Annotated in this window: 15 protein-coding genes; 8 read left to right on the top strand and 7 right to left on the bottom strand. The window is 30.4% G+C overall.

Annotated features, from left to right (window positions below; genetic code table 11):
- Window positions 1–67 precede the first annotated feature (67 nt).
- Complete coding sequence (locus tag CD121_RS02240) at window positions 68–1,402, bottom strand: NCS2 family permease (RefSeq protein WP_017638521.1); 1,335 nt, start codon at window positions 1,400–1,402, stop codon at window positions 68–70.
- A gap of 111 nt (window positions 1,403–1,513) precedes the next feature.
- On the bottom strand, window positions 1,514–3,652 hold the full coding sequence (locus CD121_RS02235) for a DNA topoisomerase III (protein WP_126567378.1): 2,139 nt from the start codon (window positions 3,650–3,652) through the stop codon (window positions 1,514–1,516).
- Window positions 3,653–3,818: 166 nt separating this feature from the next.
- Here CD121_RS02235 and CD121_RS02230 point away from each other — a divergent pair, with 166 nt between their 5' ends.
- The 3 genes from CD121_RS02230 to CD121_RS02220 all read left to right on the top strand — a co-directional run bounded on the left by CD121_RS02230 (window position 3,819) and on the right by CD121_RS02220 (window position 6,578).
- The gene (locus CD121_RS02230) at window positions 3,819–4,712 is read left to right on the top strand and encodes a GNAT family N-acetyltransferase (RefSeq protein WP_126567377.1); all 894 of its coding nucleotides are present in this window, start codon (window positions 3,819–3,821) and stop codon (window positions 4,710–4,712) included.
- Between the two features lie 189 nt (window positions 4,713–4,901).
- Window positions 4,902–5,765: a GRP family sugar transporter gene (locus CD121_RS02225; RefSeq protein ID WP_029055858.1), complete on the top strand. Its 864-nt coding sequence runs from the start codon at window positions 4,902–4,904 to the stop codon at window positions 5,763–5,765.
- Between the two features lie 21 nt (window positions 5,766–5,786).
- The gene (locus tag CD121_RS02220) at window positions 5,787–6,578 is read left to right on the top strand and encodes a glucose 1-dehydrogenase (RefSeq protein ID WP_126567376.1); all 792 of its coding nucleotides are present in this window, start codon (window positions 5,787–5,789) and stop codon (window positions 6,576–6,578) included.
- Between the two features lie 107 nt (window positions 6,579–6,685).
- On the opposite strand, the gene CD121_RS02215 is transcribed toward CD121_RS02220, so the two are convergent.
- Window positions 6,686–7,597 carry an AEC family transporter gene (locus tag CD121_RS02215; RefSeq protein ID WP_119622461.1) on the bottom strand — a complete coding sequence of 304 codons (912 nt, stop codon included), beginning with the start codon at window positions 7,595–7,597 and terminating at the stop codon, window positions 6,686–6,688.
- 127 nt (window positions 7,598–7,724) lie between these two features.
- On the opposite strand from CD121_RS02215, the gene CD121_RS12200 reads away from it, so the two are divergent.
- Together CD121_RS12200 and mspA are read left to right on the top strand one after the other, a co-directional pair.
- A complete protein-coding gene (locus tag CD121_RS12200) occupies window positions 7,725–7,892 on the top strand; it encodes an SE1832 family protein (protein ID WP_185817738.1) in 168 nt (55 codons plus the stop codon).
- A gap of 99 nt (window positions 7,893–7,991) precedes the next feature.
- Window positions 7,992–8,309, top strand: a complete 318-nt coding sequence (gene mspA / locus CD121_RS02210; protein ID WP_017638528.1) for a membrane stabilizing protein MspA — start codon at window positions 7,992–7,994, stop codon at window positions 8,307–8,309.
- Between the two features lie 44 nt (window positions 8,310–8,353).
- On the opposite strand, the gene CD121_RS02205 is transcribed toward mspA, so the two are convergent.
- Window positions 8,354–11,518 (bottom strand): efflux RND transporter permease subunit, encoded by a 3,165-nt coding sequence (locus CD121_RS02205; protein WP_126567375.1) that lies wholly within the window; start codon window positions 11,516–11,518, stop codon window positions 8,354–8,356.
- A gap of 118 nt (window positions 11,519–11,636) precedes the next feature.
- The gene (locus CD121_RS02200) at window positions 11,637–12,887 is read right to left on the bottom strand and encodes a lipid II:glycine glycyltransferase FemX (protein WP_017638530.1); all 1,251 of its coding nucleotides are present in this window, start codon (window positions 12,885–12,887) and stop codon (window positions 11,637–11,639) included.
- Between the two features lie 211 nt (window positions 12,888–13,098).
- On the opposite strand from CD121_RS02200, the gene CD121_RS02195 reads away from it, so the two are divergent.
- Window positions 13,099–13,350, top strand: a complete 252-nt coding sequence (locus CD121_RS02195; RefSeq protein WP_017638531.1) for a hypothetical protein — start codon at window positions 13,099–13,101, stop codon at window positions 13,348–13,350.
- On the opposite strand, the gene CD121_RS02190 is transcribed toward CD121_RS02195, so the two are convergent.
- Window positions 13,347–14,108, bottom strand: a complete 762-nt coding sequence (locus CD121_RS02190) for a VOC family protein (protein WP_017638532.1) — start codon at window positions 14,106–14,108, stop codon at window positions 13,347–13,349. The genes CD121_RS02195 and CD121_RS02190 overlap by 4 nt on opposite strands.
- A gap of 178 nt (window positions 14,109–14,286) precedes the next feature.
- On the opposite strand from CD121_RS02190, the gene CD121_RS02185 reads away from it, so the two are divergent.
- Together CD121_RS02185 and CD121_RS02180 are read left to right on the top strand one after the other, a co-directional pair.
- On the top strand, window positions 14,287–14,721 hold the full coding sequence (locus CD121_RS02185; RefSeq protein ID WP_017638533.1) for a MarR family winged helix-turn-helix transcriptional regulator: 435 nt from the start codon (window positions 14,287–14,289) through the stop codon (window positions 14,719–14,721).
- Complete coding sequence (locus CD121_RS02180) at window positions 14,718–15,923, top strand: MFS transporter (protein WP_017638534.1); 1,206 nt, start codon at window positions 14,718–14,720, stop codon at window positions 15,921–15,923. The genes CD121_RS02185 and CD121_RS02180 overlap by 4 nt, the downstream gene beginning before the upstream one ends.
- A 74-nt stretch (window positions 15,924–15,997) precedes the next feature.
- Here CD121_RS02180 and CD121_RS02175 read toward each other — a convergent pair whose 3' ends face one another.
- Window positions 15,998–16,348, bottom strand: a complete 351-nt coding sequence (locus CD121_RS02175) for a SarA family transcriptional regulator (protein WP_017638535.1) — start codon at window positions 16,346–16,348, stop codon at window positions 15,998–16,000.
- Window positions 16,349–16,561 lie beyond the last annotated feature (213 nt).

The following is a 16,561-nucleotide window of genomic DNA, read 5'->3' as shown; positions in this document are numbered from 1 at the left end:
TTGAATTCATTTCACAACTAAAAAAAGACGTTCGTACTATTTTAAGTACGAGCGTCTTATTTTTTATTTAGCCATGTACGAATACAAAGTATAAGATAAATAATACCATTAATACATACATAATTGGATGTACTTCTTTATGTCTTTTACTAATAATCATTGTTATTGGATAAAAGATAAATCCACAAGCTATACCTGTTGCAATTGAATAAGATAAAGGCATCATGATGATTGTTATAAAAGCAGGTACAGCGACTTCGAATTTTTTCCAATTGATTTCCGCAAAGTTTGCAGCCATTAGTACACCTACCACTACCAATGCCGGTGTAGTTACAGCACTTGTTACAACTGCAATTAGTGGACTAAAGAATAAAGCTAGTAAGAAACAGCAACCTGTAACAATACTTGCGAATCCTGTTCTTGCACCAACTGCAACACCTGACGTAGATTCTATATAAGAAGTAGTCGTTGTTGTACCGAATATAGAACCAACAATTGTAGCTAATGAATCTGAAAATAACGCTCTACCTGCTCTAGGAAGTTTATTATCTTTCATAATTCCTGCTTGAGTTGCAACAGCTACTAATGTTCCTGCAGTATCAAAGAAATCAATAAATAGGAATGTTAGAATAACAATTAAAAATTGAATAGTAAATAATTGACCTGGATCCTTAAATGATTCAAATGCAGCTCCGAAAGTTGGTTTAATACTTGGAACGTGACCTACAATGCCAGTTGGCGTATGTATTTGTCCAGTTATCATTCCTACTATTGCAGTAATTATCATACCTATAAATATAGAACCCGGTACTTTTTTAGTGTATAAAATAACGGTAATAACAATACCAAATATTGCTAATAATACTGGTGCTTTCGTTAAATGCCCTAGGGTAACTAATGTTGAATCATTTTTCACAATAATTCCTGAACTTTGTAAACCTACAAAGGTTATAAACAACCCTATTCCAGCAGAAACAGCCATCTTCATTTGATAAGGTATTGCGTTAATAATTATTTCCCTTAATCCGGTTACTGTTAATATTGCAAAGAATATACCTGAGAATAGAACGCCAGTTAATCCGACTTTCCATGGTATTCCCATTGTAAGAACTACTGTAAATGCGAAAAATGCATTTAATCCCATGCCAGGTGCTAATGCTATAGGGTATTTTGCTATGAGTCCCATAAAAAGCGAACCTACAAACGCAGCTAAAGCAGTCGCAACAAAAATGGCTCCCTGATCCATTTTCATATCTTCAGATACACCTTTGACTCCTGCTAGGCTTAATACTTGAGGGTTTACAGCTAGTATGTACGCCATTGATAAAAACGTAGTGATACCACCTAAAATTTCTTTTTTAAAGTTAGTACCATGTTCATCGAACTTGAAGTATTTTTTCACGGCTAATGCTCCTTTTTTTGAAATACTTAATAAGTTTAATACCAAATCTCTAAAATGACAATACTAAATACGAACTTTAGTTATATTCTTTTTCCTTTTGTTCGAATTTATTTATAATTTTAGATTTTTCAAAGCATCTTTGAACGGATTATTGTCTAATTCTTCTTGTTGATTCATGTATTTCTTCATTTCTTTTTTAGAAACTTTACCGCTTGATTTTTCTTTCATACGTTTATCCATTTGAGCTTGCGTTTCTGAATGACCGCATGTACATCTATATGTCGCATCCTTACCTTTACCAAATAAAGTCATTTTCTTTTTACAGTTAGGACAACGTGCATTTGTTTTTCTTTGGACATTTTTCTTTGTTTTACAAGATGGATCTTGGCATACCAACATTTGTCCATTTTTAGTTTTAACTTTAATCATAAATTTGCCACAAGTAGGACATTCTGTTGTAGTTAAATTATCATGTTTATATTTTTGTTCGCTATTCTTAATTGTGTTCACTACTTCTGTTGTTAATTCTTTCATTTCTTTTATAAACTGCTGTTTATTATATTTACCTTTTTCAATAAGCAATAATTTTTCTTCCCATTCAGCAGTTAATAATGGTGATGTTAATTTTTGAGGTGCTAATTCTAAAATTTGTTTACCTTTTGAAGTTACTTTAATTTTACCATCTCTTGATTCTATTGCATTCATATTAAATAGTTTTTCAATGATATCCGCACGTGTCGCAACAGTTCCAATACCGCCTGTTTCCTTCAGAGTATGTGCATGTTTTTTATCCTTAAGTTGAATATAGTTTTGAGGATTTTCCATCGCTTTTAATAATGTTCCTTCATTAAAGTAGTCAGGTGGTGTTGTTTGATGATCATTAATTTTAGAATTTGAGACAGTGACGACTTGATTGTTTTTAAAAGGATGTTGAGTAACAACTGATTGCTCATTTTCTTTTAAAGCCTTATACCCTAATTGTTTTGTAACTTTTTCTTGTAATACAAATTGATAACCATTAACAGTTAAGTATACTTTAATACTTTCATATTCATAAGGAGGCATTAAACTTTCTAGAAATCTTTCTATAATAAGCATATAAATTTTACTTTCTCTATTACTTACTTGTGAAAAATCAGGTCTTATCTCAGTAGGTATAATAGCATGGTGATCTGAAACCTTTTGGTCATTAAATATATGCATTTTAGCGGAATATGACTTTCCTATTAAATTACGAACACTTTCTTTATAGTCTGTAGCTAATAAGGCTTGTAATCTTTCTTTGATTGTAGAAACCATATCTGCAGTTAAATAATTGGAATCTGTACGTGGATACGTTACTAATTTATGTCTTTCATATAAATTTTGTAACGTATTTAGTGTCTCTTTGGTCCCCATTTTAAATCGATTATAAGCGTCTTGTTGTAGATCAGTTAAATTATAAAGTGGCTTAGGAAATGTTTTCTTAATTTTAGATTTAACTTTTTCTATATTACCTTGCTGTTTATTTATTTGATTCATAATATTTTTTAATTTTTGTTGGTCAGTAATTCTTTGTTGTGTTGAAACATAATTAAATTCAAAACCATCCACTATAGCTGTAAGAGTGTAATAGGTTTGTGGTTTAAATTGATTAATTTCATTTTGACGAGATTGTACTAGTTGAATTGTTGGCGTCTGTACGCGTCCAAGTGATAACTGAGCATCATATTTTGTTGTTAATGCTCTTGTTGCATTAATACCAACCACCCAATCCGCTTCACTTCTAGCTAAAGCAGCTTCGTATAAATGCTGATATTGTCTTCCATCTTTCAAGTGGTTAAACCCATCTTTGATTGCTTTTTTAGTTACTGAACTAATCCATAATCGTTTGATTGGCTTTTTATTTCCCACTTTATCTAAAATCAATCTTGCTACAAGCTCTCCTTCTCTTCCTGCATCAGTAGCAATTATAATTTTATTCACATTCTGGTTAAGTATTAGTGATTTTACAGTCTTAAACTGTTTTCTAGTTTTACCTATAACTATTGTTTTCATATGTTTTGGAATTATTGGTAAGTCTTCAAGTTTCCATTCTTGATATTTCTTATCATATTGTTCTGGCGTTGCATTAGTCACTAAATGTCCTAATGCCCAAGTAACAATATATTGATTATTTTCATAATAGCCATTTCTTTTTTGATTGATATTGAGTGCATTTGCAATATCTCGAGCTACTGATGGTTTTTCCGCTAAAATTAATGATTGCATGAGTTATAGTTCCCTTTCTATATTTAATCCATTTTAAGTTTATGTTTGATTAATTTGCTTTAAGAATAGTTACCTTAATTGTAACATGTACGTATATATATTAACTTTCATTTCAATGCAATTACTCATATAATTAAATTAATAAATACGGTACGGAGGTAAGAACATGGATATTATTCAGTTGAAGGACCCTAAAAAAATAAAAGCTTTTATTGAAACTGCTGATTACCAAGTAACTTCCTATTTATATAAAATACCTCAACAATTTGCAGAATTTGATCATTTATTAGAAGAAGCAATTAAAACTCCTGGCGCTTTTGCCATTTCTGATAATAATCAAATAAAAGCATTAATCATTGCGATTTCTTATGAAACGCATAAGTTTAAGATAATTGGCCCTTTTATAGAGCCAAATTTTGACGTCACTCCACAGTTATTTCAAAACCTATTCAATGCAATGACAGAAAATCAACCTGATAATGCTATATATAACTTTTCATTTGAAGAAGGCGTTCAAACTTATAAACCTTTTATTAAGCAAATAAAAGCAAGTTATAATTTTACTGACTATTATTTAGAGGCACATCAAGATATTGGGGAATTAGAAAATGAACAAAATATTATAGAATATCAAAAAGGTTTCCATAGAGCATTTGCAAAAATGCATCATAAGACATTTAAACATGATGCAATGAAAGCAGATGATATTGTTAATACATTAGATGAAAATAATAAGCTATTTCTTTTTGTAAGCGAAGGACTTTTAAAAGGTTATTTATATCTACATGTTAATCCTCAAAAATCTAAAGCAGAAATTAAATATTTCAGTTCTCACATAGATTATCGAATGAAAGGAATTGCTTTTGATTTATTGGAATATGCTTTGCATTACGCTTTTTCTCATTATGAACTGCATAAAGTTTATTTTAAAATTCGAAACAAAAATAGTAAGCTCGTAGAACGTTTTAATGAACTTGGATTTACTACTAATTATGAATATAAAAAGTATAAATTAGAGCCGCAATACATTCATGAAAAGACTACTAATCCAGAAACCTAAATATTGATTAAACATGGGAGTGGGACTGAAATAATAATTTTCCAAAATTTATTTCTATCCTACTCCTCTTTTTACTTTTCTAAAATAAGCCGATGTTTTTTACTATTCAACTTAATTGTTTTAGAATTAACTTCAAGTGTTATTAAAGGGGAAGCACTTAATTCGTTTATTTAGGAGAGTGAGAAACATATGCAGTTTCTTGATATTTTAATAGCATTATTACCTGCACTATTTTGGGGTAGTGTTGTAATAATCAATGTATTCGTAGGTGGAGGCCCCTATAATCAAATTAGAGGTACTACTTTAGGTGCACTCATTGTTGGTATTATTTTATTACTAACAGGTAATGCAGCATTTGATGATTTAACTGTTATTATTGTTGGATTATTCTCAGGTGCATTATGGGCATTTGGTCAAGGTAACCAATTAAAATCTGTTAATTTAATTGGTGTTTCAAAAACAATGCCAATTTCTACTGGTATGCAATTAGTTGGTACTACTTTATTTAGTGTTATTTTCCTTGGGGAATGGAGCACAATGATACAAGTCGTATTTGGACTAATTTCAATGGTCTTATTAGTTTCAGGTATCGCACTAACATCATTAAAAGCTAAAAATGAAGGTAAATCAAATGATCCTGAATTTAAAAAAGCGATGGGTATCCTTCTTATTTCAACAGTAGGTTATGTTGGCTATGTCGTGTTAGGAGACATTTTCAATGTAAGTGGTACAAAAGCACTATTCTTCCAATCTGTTGGTATGGCTATTGGCGGTTTCATTCTTTCAATGAATCACAAAACGTCTATCAAGTCTACTGCCCTCAATTTAATTCCTGGTATTGTATGGGCAATTGGTAACTTATTTATGTTCTATTCTCAACCTAAAGTAGGTGTTGCAACTAGTTTTTCATTATCTCAATTATTAGTTATCGTATCTACACTTGGTGGCATTTTTATTTTAGGAGAGAAAAAAGACCGTCGTCAGATGATGGGTATTTGGTCAGGTATCATACTCATCATTATTGCAGCAATTATTTTAGGTAACCTAAAATAAACATTTTTAGGAGGCATTTCCATGTTTAAAGAATTAGAAAATAAAGTTGTTATCATTACAGGAGCTGGTAGTGGTATTGGTAAGTCTTTTGCAGAAAATTTTGGTAAAGCCAAAGCAAAAGTCGTACTTAACTATCGTTCAGATAAACACGATGAATCATTACAAGAATCTGTAAATATCATCAAACAAGCTGGTGGAGATGCGTTACTCGTTCAAGGAGATATGGCTAAAGAAGAAGATGTCATTAATTTAATCAATCAATCTGTAGACCATTTCGGTACTTTAGATATCATGATTAACAATGCTGGTTTTGAAAAAGCAGCACCATCGCATGAAATGACGATTGAAGAATGGCAAAAAGTGATAGATATCAACTTAACAGGTGCGTTTATAGGTTCACGTGAAGCAGTAAAACTCTTCAGAAAAGAAGATAAAAAAGGTGTTATTATTAATACTTCAAGTGTTCATGATACTATTCCATGGCCAAATTATGTTCACTATGCTTCAAGTAAAGGTGGATTAAAATTAATGATGGAAACCATGTCAATGGAATATGCACAATATGGAATTCGTATTAATAATATATCCCCTGGAGCAGTTGTTACTGAACATACTAAAGAAAAATTCTCTGATCCAAAAACTCGTGAGGAAACATTAGAAATGATTCCAGCTAGAGAAATTGGAGATGCTCAAGATATCGCTAATGCTGCATTATTCTTAGCATCAGACTTAGCTAGTTATATCCACGGAACTACTATTTATGTAGATGGTGGTATGACAAACTATCCAGCTTTCATGGGAGGTAAAGGCTAAGTCAAACAATAAACCATGCAATTTTCATGTGTAACATACATTAAATTAATGTAGTGTGTACTCATGAATTGCATGGCTTTTTATATATAAATAACTATTTCTATTTATTATGAAACAAAGAACGCTTGATAAACATATATAATAACAATACTTATAACAATTGATAAATTAGTTACCATCCCTATTAAGGGTAGTGTTTTATATTTGAATTGTATTGAATAAGGAATAATTGCCACACCAACTGGTAATAACCATGTGATAAGCAATGTCGTTTTAATCATCTGATCTGAAACTGGTAAGAAGAAATATACAATTAATCCAGCAATAAGACCAATTCCATAATGAAGAGAAAGATATTTGATTGCTGCAGGTAAATAAGCTTTTTCAATAGTAAAGTTCAACATTACGCCTAATAAAATCATAGATAGTGGCATATTAGCTTTTCCTAAAATTGAAAAGAAATCAATAGACACTTTAGGTAAATGAATATTCGCCATATTAAGTATAAACATAACAATATAAGTAACCAGTGGTACAGATTGAATTAATTTCTTAACTAAGAATTTAAAATTGAATTGGTCACTTCCCTCACTAAAGTAACTTCCAACAAAGTAAGTGAGACCAAACATAATAACTGCGCCACCAATATCAACCATGCCAAAATAAACCATTCCCTTACTTGGCCATATAGCATCTACTAATGGATAAGCAAATAATCCAATATTCATAGCTCCAATCATCATACCAACAGAACCACGCATTTGATTATCGTATTTACGGAAACTCCAAATAACAATTATTTTTGCGACAACACCGTAGATAATCATCATAATAGGCAAAATAGAAAATGATAGGTTTAAATCAGCTTTATTTAAATTCACGATAACTAAAGAAGGTAAAGTCACATTTAATACTATTGTTGAAAGCACTTGGCTATCTGTTGCTTTCAAATAATTAATACGCTTTAAAAAATAGCCTAAAGCAATTAAAAGAATGATCATTACAAATTGTTCTGTCATATTAGCCCTTCTTTCACGTATCTCAACACTTTCAATTGATAACTTTAACACATTTGCTATAAATTTTAGAACTAGTTTGTTTCATGCTATAATTTAATCATACTTTAATTTAAGGAGCGATTGTATAATGGATTTAGAAAGTAAATTAACAGAACTAAAATATGATTATACTAGACTACAAGGTGACTTAGAAAAGCGCGAGTCATTAAATCAAAATATCGATCCTTTAGTCAATCAGCTTGAAGAAATTGAGAAAGAAATGGCCAATGTAAGAAAGCAAATAAATGATCAATAATTAATTACATGTCACAATTTAACTACATTTCGTTAGACATCCTAGTCATAAGTATGTGAACGTGCTAATATATATTCGGAAAAGAAAGGATGTCAACTCATGAAATTATACTTAATTTTATTGCCTTTACTATACTTAATTGTAAGTTACATAAGTATATTCAAGATGAATTCAATTTTCACTAGAATTTTAAGAATCATAATGGGTATATTATTGTTATTTGTTGTAGCAATTACAACGATGCAGTTCCCTAGTGAGAACTGGTGGGTATTTATAGTGTTGCTACTTTTAGTTGGAAATGTAGAAGTTACTGCATTTAAAACACTTAAGAATGATGATAAAGGCGTTAATATTTTAAATATATTATCAATCGGTTTGTTCGTGATTTATATCATTCTAACTTTAATTTTATACTAAAGTAAAAAGCATCATTCCTTTTTGGAGGAATGATGCTTTTTTTATTATTTTCTGTTTAGTTTACGATAAATTTTATCTTTAATTGTGAATAAAATTTCGTAAATTACTGGAACAACAACAAGCGTTAATATTGTTGAAGATATTAGTCCTCCAATAACAGTTGCTGCCATTCCTTTAGATATTAAGATAGAACTATCTTCACCAAATAACAACGGTACTAAAGCACCTATAGTTGCTATTGCTGTCATTAATATAGGACGAATTCTCGTTCCTCCCGCTTCAATTAAAGCAGTTTTCATATCCATGCCTGATTTTTCATTATTAATAACTCTATCTATCAAAACAATGGCATTTGTAACAACAATACCAATTAACATCAACATACCAATTAAACTAGGTACTGAGATAGTTTCGCCTGTAATCACAAGTGATAATACAACACCTATTATTGTAAATGGTAATGAGAATAAAATAGTGAATGGAGCTAATCCACCTTTAAATGTAATTACTAATATAAGATACACTATAATTATTGCTGCTAACATAGCTATTGCAAGTTGAGATATAGCAGAGTTGATGTCATCAGTTGCGCCTCCAACATTCACTTTTACGCTATGTGGTTTATCAATTTTATTAATTTTAGACATTACTTTTTGTGAAGTACCACCTACATCACTTGTCGTAATCTTACCTGAAACTGTAGTTGAATAGTCACCATCTTCTTGAGTCAATTTACTTGGTGTAGTTGATTTTTTAAGACTAGCAATTTCACTTAATTTAATTGAACCACCTGTTGGTTTTTTCAATTTAATATTTTCTAATTTACTTTGTGACCAATCAGTTTGCTTGTTTTGTTTTACTTTAACATCTATTTTCTTATCGTTTTCTTTAACTGTCGTAATTGTTTTTTCTGGTAAGTTTTCATTTAAATTCATCGCAAGCTGACTAGCTGATATTCCATTATCTGCCGCTTTATTTTGATCGACTTTTACTTCATATTGATCGTATGTTTGTGATAAATCTGATTTAACATTATTGATACCTTTAACATCTTTCATAGTGCTTTCAATTTTATGAACAGTACCTTTAATAGCATCCGTTGATGGACCTTTAACTGTTACTTCAATAGAAACATTTCCAGCACCAGTACCTAAATCTTGGTTCTTCCATTGACCAGGATGTTTAAATGAATCAACATGTTTTAATACTTTATCTGGCTCTTCTTCAAAGTTTGGCGTATCTTTATCATAATCTACCATCAACGCCATACTATTTGTACTACCAGTAGGATCAGATGGTGTTGGCCCTCCTACAGAATATTGAACAGTGTTAACTTTATCTTTAGATTTTAAATACTTTTGAACTTGTTCACCATGTTCGAGCACTGATTTTTCAGTTTCACCTGGTTTAGGCGTATAAGTTAACGCCATGAATTTATTATCTCCTGATGAAATGTAACTTGTGCCTAATTTTGCAGCACCTAATCCAATACTTCCAACTAGTAATACAATACTAATTATAATGACGATCCACTTATGATTAAGTGACCAATTTAATACCTTTTTATACCCCTCACTAACTACCCCATGCTTTTGTTTTTGAGGTTTAGTTTGGATTCCTTTTCTAAATAGCGTAGAACCTAGCGCTGGAACTACTGTGATTGATACTAATAATGAAGCTAATAAACTGAATGTAATTGCGAGTGCGAATGGTCTGAACATTTCACCAACAGACCCTGACACAAATGCTAATGGCAAGAACACAATAATAGTAACCAATGTTGAAGATAGTATTGGTTTAAACACTTCAGTTGTTGCGTTTATGATTAATGAATCACCTTTGAGTTGTTCATTTTTATCAGATAAACGTCTATATATATTTTCAACCACAACGATAGAATCATCTATAACTCGTCCGATAGCTACTGTTAATGCTCCTAAAGTCAATATATTTAGTGACACATTAGATAATTTCAATGCTACGAGTGCAATTAATATTGACATTGGTATTGAAACGACTGAAATAGCTGTTGTTCTTATATTTCTTAAGAATAACAATATAACTACGATAGCTACGATTGTTCCTAATGCTGCTTTTTCAATCATTGTATATAAAGAATCTTCAATTGGTTTAGCAGTATCCATCGTTTTAATAGCTTTCATTTCGCTATTATTTTTTTCAAATTCATCTACTTTTTTCTGTACATCTTTTGCAACTTGAACGGTATTAGCATCTTGAGCCTTAGTTATTTGTAAATTTACCGCATCTTTTCCATTCGTTTTCGAAATGGATGTACGTTCATCACCAACCGTAACATTAGCTACGTCTTTTAATTTAAATGAAGGCATAGAGCCTGATGAACTTTGTTTAGAACTGGCAGCGGACGCTGATGATTGATCAGATGGCATTAAGCTGTCGCTCTCTCCATCGTCGCTGCTATCACTACTTTGTCCTTGTCCGGCAATCGTTGCAGGGATTTTTAAGTTTTTCAGTGCATTGACTGATGTAAACTGTCCATCGACAACGATAGATTTGTCAGTATCTCCAAATTGGAAAAGCCCTAGCGGCGTTTCTCGAGTCGCTGTTTTTAAATAGTTTTCGACATCATCTGCTGTAACACCTTTTTCATCAAGTTCTTTTTGCTTGAACTTTAATGTTACTTCACGATTTGTTTGGCCATTTAATTGAGCATTTTGAACACCATCGATTGTTTGTAATTTTGGAATAAGTTGCTGGTTTAATTTTTTAGTTACTGATTTTAAATCATTATCTTTATCTGTTAAAGAATAAGCTACGATAGGAAATGCATCCATAGAATTTCTTGTTAATTCAGGATCACTGACCCCGTCTTTGAATTTAATTTTATCAATTTCTTTTTTTAACTGTTCCTCAGCTTTATCCATGTCTGTATCATTATTATATTCTACAGTTACAATTGAAGCATTTTGGATAGATTCAGTTTTAACGCTTTTAACATATGCCATCGATCTAACTTGACTATCTATTTTACTGCTAATCTCATCTTGAGTAGTTTGTGGTGTGGCACCAGGCATTGTTGTTTGAACTGAGATCATAGGATTCTCTACGTCCGGTAATAATTCAAGTTTTAACTTGGCACTAGCATACACTCCACCTAAAATAACGAGTAATACCATCAAGAATATTGCGAACTTATTGCCTAAAGAAAATTGCAATAGCTTTTTGATCATATAATTAGTGTCCCCTTTTATCAATTTATATATAGTGCTATATTCTATTATTTTAAAAAATGATTCTAAAAAAATCTGAACGTTCTTTATTTATAGAATCGTTCAGATAATAAAAAATCTATTTACGCTTTAATTTTCGTGATAGTTTAATTTTAGCTTTTGTTAATTTTGGTTTAACTTGTTCAATAAGCTGGTAAAGTGGTTGATTTAAAACATAATCAAATTCACCAATTTTTTCACTTAAGTAAGTTCCCCATACTTTTTTAAATGTCCATAATCCGTAATGGTCTGAATCTTTGTCTGGATTATTATCCGTTCCACCAAAATCATATGTTTTAGCTCCGTGATCACGAGCATATTTCATCATAGTATATTGCATATGATGATTAGGTAAGAAATCTCGGAAGTCATTAGATGAAGCACCATATAAGTAATAAGATTTACTACCTGCAAACATTAATAATGCACCTGATAAATAAATACCTTCTGGATGTTCTTTTTCAAGTCTTAATAAATCATCTTTTAAATCTTGAGATTTTTTAATTTTATTATTAGCATCATTGATTTTATTTAGTGTTTTTTTATCTTGCTTTTTATTTTGAAGTTTTTCAATTTCATTTTCTAATTCTTTAATTTCTGAATTCACTGTTTCAAGCACTGGTTTTGGTTCTAATTTAACTAAGAACAATTCTGCATCGCCATCTTCATGTAATGCATCATATATATTTTCAAAGTAACTAATATCTCTAGTTAAGAATCCATCTCGTTCTCCTGTAATTTGCATTAAATGTGCGAATGTTTTTAATCCTTCTCTACCAGCTCTTTCAACTTTCGTACCTCTTTTTAATGCTAATCTCACTTTAGAGCGATTTCGTCTTTCAAAACTTTGAATAATATCTTCATCAGATTTATCAATTGGTGTGATCATTGTCATTCTTGGTTGAATATAATCTTTAGATAAACCTTCTTTAAATCCTTTATGCTTAAATCCTAAATTACGTAAATTTTTCAATGCTTCAGCACCGTGTTCTACTTCAACGTCTGGATCTATTTTAATTGCGTAAGCTTTTTCTTCTTTAGCTACTTTTTTCGCTTCTTCTAATAATTGTGATAATGCTTCTTTATTATCGTAATCAGTTACAAATCCTCTAGATACATAACATAATGTAAATGGTAGTTTCGGAATTTTTTTGAATAATAATTGTCCAACGCCCTTAATTTCACCATTTTCACCTATCGCAATTCTTCTTGAATACCATCCAGTCAATTTCTTTGTTTCTGCCCATTTCGTAAGTTGCAGTAAATCGCCATTTGGATGAGATTTTACAAATGCGTCATGTTCTTGATTAGTGATATTCATCTTTTCCATGGTTTATAATATCTCCTTTTTATTAACAATAACTATAATTATACAACGTCTATCTATGGGTGTCGATAAAACACATAAATGAATCTACAACAACATTAAAAACATGTTCTTTAATTACTATAAGTTATTTTATTTCAGCTAAATAATTTTTAAAGCAGTTTTAAAATTGGTATAATAAAACACTAAAATTCTTACGAAAGAGGTGTTCAAATTGCGTCCAACGCTATTAATTTTATTTATCATCTTAAACGCTCTTATCATTGTCATTAGTTTGAATAATGATTTAACAGTCCAATATTTTAGCTTAAGAGTCATACTGGCTGCATTTAGTTTCGTTTTATCATTGTTCTTTTTACTTATTAGAACAACTCAATTTAGCATGTATTTAAGTATTGCTTCGATTATTATTGTAGTTGTCCATATCGCCATTATCATACAAAGTGCTTATACTTATCTATATTAATTATTAGGTTCAAAACGATATTTTGCACCTCTTATATATATTGAATAAGGTGATGTTGCTTCAGCGTCTTTAAACACGATAGTGTGATAACCAGATTCTTTACCATCTTCAATTCTAAAGTACATTTGATCTTCTTTTAAAATTAAATCAGTGTATTTATCAGTTTCATTTACAACTTGCATATCAAACCAATTTTGCCAGTTTTGTACTGTCTTTTCTCGTTGACTAGTAGTAATCATTATCATCTCTATAGAGAATTGGGTTTGATATAAAGGTCTTAACTGTGCATCTCGATTAGCTTCACCTTGATCCCATTGTATGAAAAATGGTGGTTTAACCATATAACTAGGATCAGCAATATATAAAAGTCGCCAAGTTATTTTTTCACCTTTTTTAGTTTCTCTCTCCATATTTACTGGACCGATAACTTCTATATTACGTTCTTCCAGTGTTTGCTTAATAGCGTCAATATTATTTGTTCTTAAACAAATGGTTTTGAATCCTTGTTTAAAATGATCTTGAGCTATTTTAGTAGCAAATGATACTCTTCCCTCTTCAGTTTTAGCTAATTTCTGCAATTTTTCTTGATCTTCTACATCTAAAAATTCTATGTAATTTCCATTTATATACGATAACTTATTAAATGTTCCAAATTTATTGTGTTTTCCACCTGAATGCAACGTGATAAGGTTACCTGGAAACTTAAATTGCTCTAATTGATCAATATAATGAATGATATGATCAAATTTCAAATCCATCTTTTTGTCCCCTTTTTATTCATTTCTCAGTTCTTATTTTAACAAAATTGAAAGTATTATACTTCTAAAAACTTACTTTAAATTGGTATTGAAAAATATTGCTTTTAGTTTTATAATGAATCTTGCGTTTCAAAAAGGTTAGCTAAGCTAACTAAATTATAAATTTTGAGGTGTGCTCATGATTAACAACAAATTTTTCAATAGTTTTATTAGTATTTATCGACCTTATATTAAATTAACTCAGCCTATATTAGAACGACATAATATTCATACTGGCCAATGGCTCGTTTTAAAAGATATTGCGCAATTTCAACCAACGACCTTAGTTAATATATCTTATCGTCGTGCTATAGAAAAACCGACTGCTAGAAAATTTATTAAAGTTTTACTCGAAAGAGAATTAATTTCTTATACTACTGGAAATGATAAACGACAAAAATGGTTAAGTTTAACTGAAGAAGGTCGACAATTTTTTGAAACTATCAATAAAGAGGTAAATGAAATACAGGATGAAATTATTGAAAAATCTGGTATAAATGAGCAACAACTGACAGAAATTACTAATTCAATGTCAATTATTTATGAAACAATACTAAAGGAGAGTCAAGAATGAGTGAAACTTCATCTATTAAAGCACCTATCTTTACTAAACGCTTCAATCTTAATTTCATCATAAATTTTTTCGTGTACTTATGTATGTATTTATTGATTGTAGTCATCGCAGGCTATAGTAAATCTGAATATCATGCATCTGATAGTTTAGCTGGACTAGTCGTGGGGTTATTTATTGTGGGATCATTAATTGGTCGTTTTGGAACGGGTAAATATGTAAATACATTTGGTCCTAAAAAGATTTTAATGTTTGGTCTTTTCTGTCTTGTGATAACTCAAGCATTGTATTTTATTCCTGGTAATATTTATTTCTTAATGTTTGTACGTTTAATCAACGGTATTGCAACTGCAATTGCTACAACAGCAACTGGTACTATCGCAGCTTATGTCACACCACAAACACGTAAAAGTGAAGGCATTAGCTTATTTTCACTAAGTTTAGTTTTAGGTACAGCTGTTGGTCCTTTCTTTGGTATTTTGTTACTGAATGCATTTTCTATCACCTTACTATTTACGTTATGTATTGTGTTAGGCATTTTAGGACTTATCTTATCCTTATTTATTAATATTGATTTTAATCCTACGAATAAAGAACAAAATTCCACAAGTTCAAATGGTTTTAGTATTCATAATTTCATCGCTAAAGAAGCTGTACCAGTTGCAATTGTTATGTTATTAGTTGGTATTACTTATGCAGCGATATTAACGTACTTACAAGCTTTTGCTGAGCAACGTGATTTAGTCAGTGCGGCTAGTTACTTCTTTATTTTCTACGCAGTGGCTTCTTTAGTTACACGCCCTATTGCCGGTCGTTTAATGGATAGTAAAAATGAAAATGTAGTCGTTTACCCTTCATTTATTGCTCTTATACTAAGTTTCATTTGTTTAATGTTTAGTTTTAATAGTGGATTATTATTACTTTCTGGTGTATTACTAGGTATTGGTTACGGTAACCTTTCTTCATCAATGCAAGCTATTTCAATTAAAGTATCACCTTCATTTAAGTATGGCTTAGCTACATCAACTTACTTTATCGGATTAGATGTTGGTATTGGCTTCGGTCCTTCATTCTTAGGTTTATTTACACATATGATTTCATATAGTCAAATTTATGGAGCAATGGCTATTTTAGGCATTCTAACTACAATTGTATATTTCTTTGTTCATGGTAAAAAAGTTAAAAACACATATTCATATGAATAGTAGTTACTACAAATAAATTAAAAAGCTAGAGACATCACATTAAAGATGATGTCTCTAGCTTTTATTTTATATATTTAGTTTGCAATACTAATTGCTTCGATTTCGTTTATCATTTTATCCATTAATTTCTTTTGCTTTGCGTTAAAGAAGTAGTAAACTTGTCGCTCATCTGTTTCTGAACGTAATTTTGAAATAAGTTCTTTTTTATAAATCTTACGGATAATCACATCAATTTTACTTGTGTCCCATAACATTTCAAAATGTAACGTATCTCTTAATTCTTTACCACTAATCTTCTCACCTTCAAAGACTTTGTATAAAACGACAAATTCTTCAATTGAAGTGCGATAAGATGTTTTTAACCAGTGCTTAAGTTGACTTAGTTCTCTTTCAGATGCAATAAACCCTTGTACTTTATTATTCATATTAAAATGCCTCCTATGTTGATTCTTAGATGTTATGTTTGTATTGTACAATTAAATTGCTTAACTTTATTATATAACATAGTAAGCATTTTATCTATTACAAATATTAAATTTAAGTCTAAATTTTGTTTAGAAATTCAACATTTTAAAGTACATGTTTAATAGTGAAAAGTATATAAAAGTTATTGTATTGAAATGACGAGACACATATAA

The sequence above is a fragment of the Staphylococcus pasteuri genome (assembly GCF_003970495.1).
Classification (GTDB): Bacteria; Bacillota; Bacilli; order Staphylococcales; family Staphylococcaceae; genus Staphylococcus; species Staphylococcus pasteuri.
Note: the sequence above shows the minus strand (reverse complement) of the source record. Positions and strands in the feature narration are given on the sequence as shown.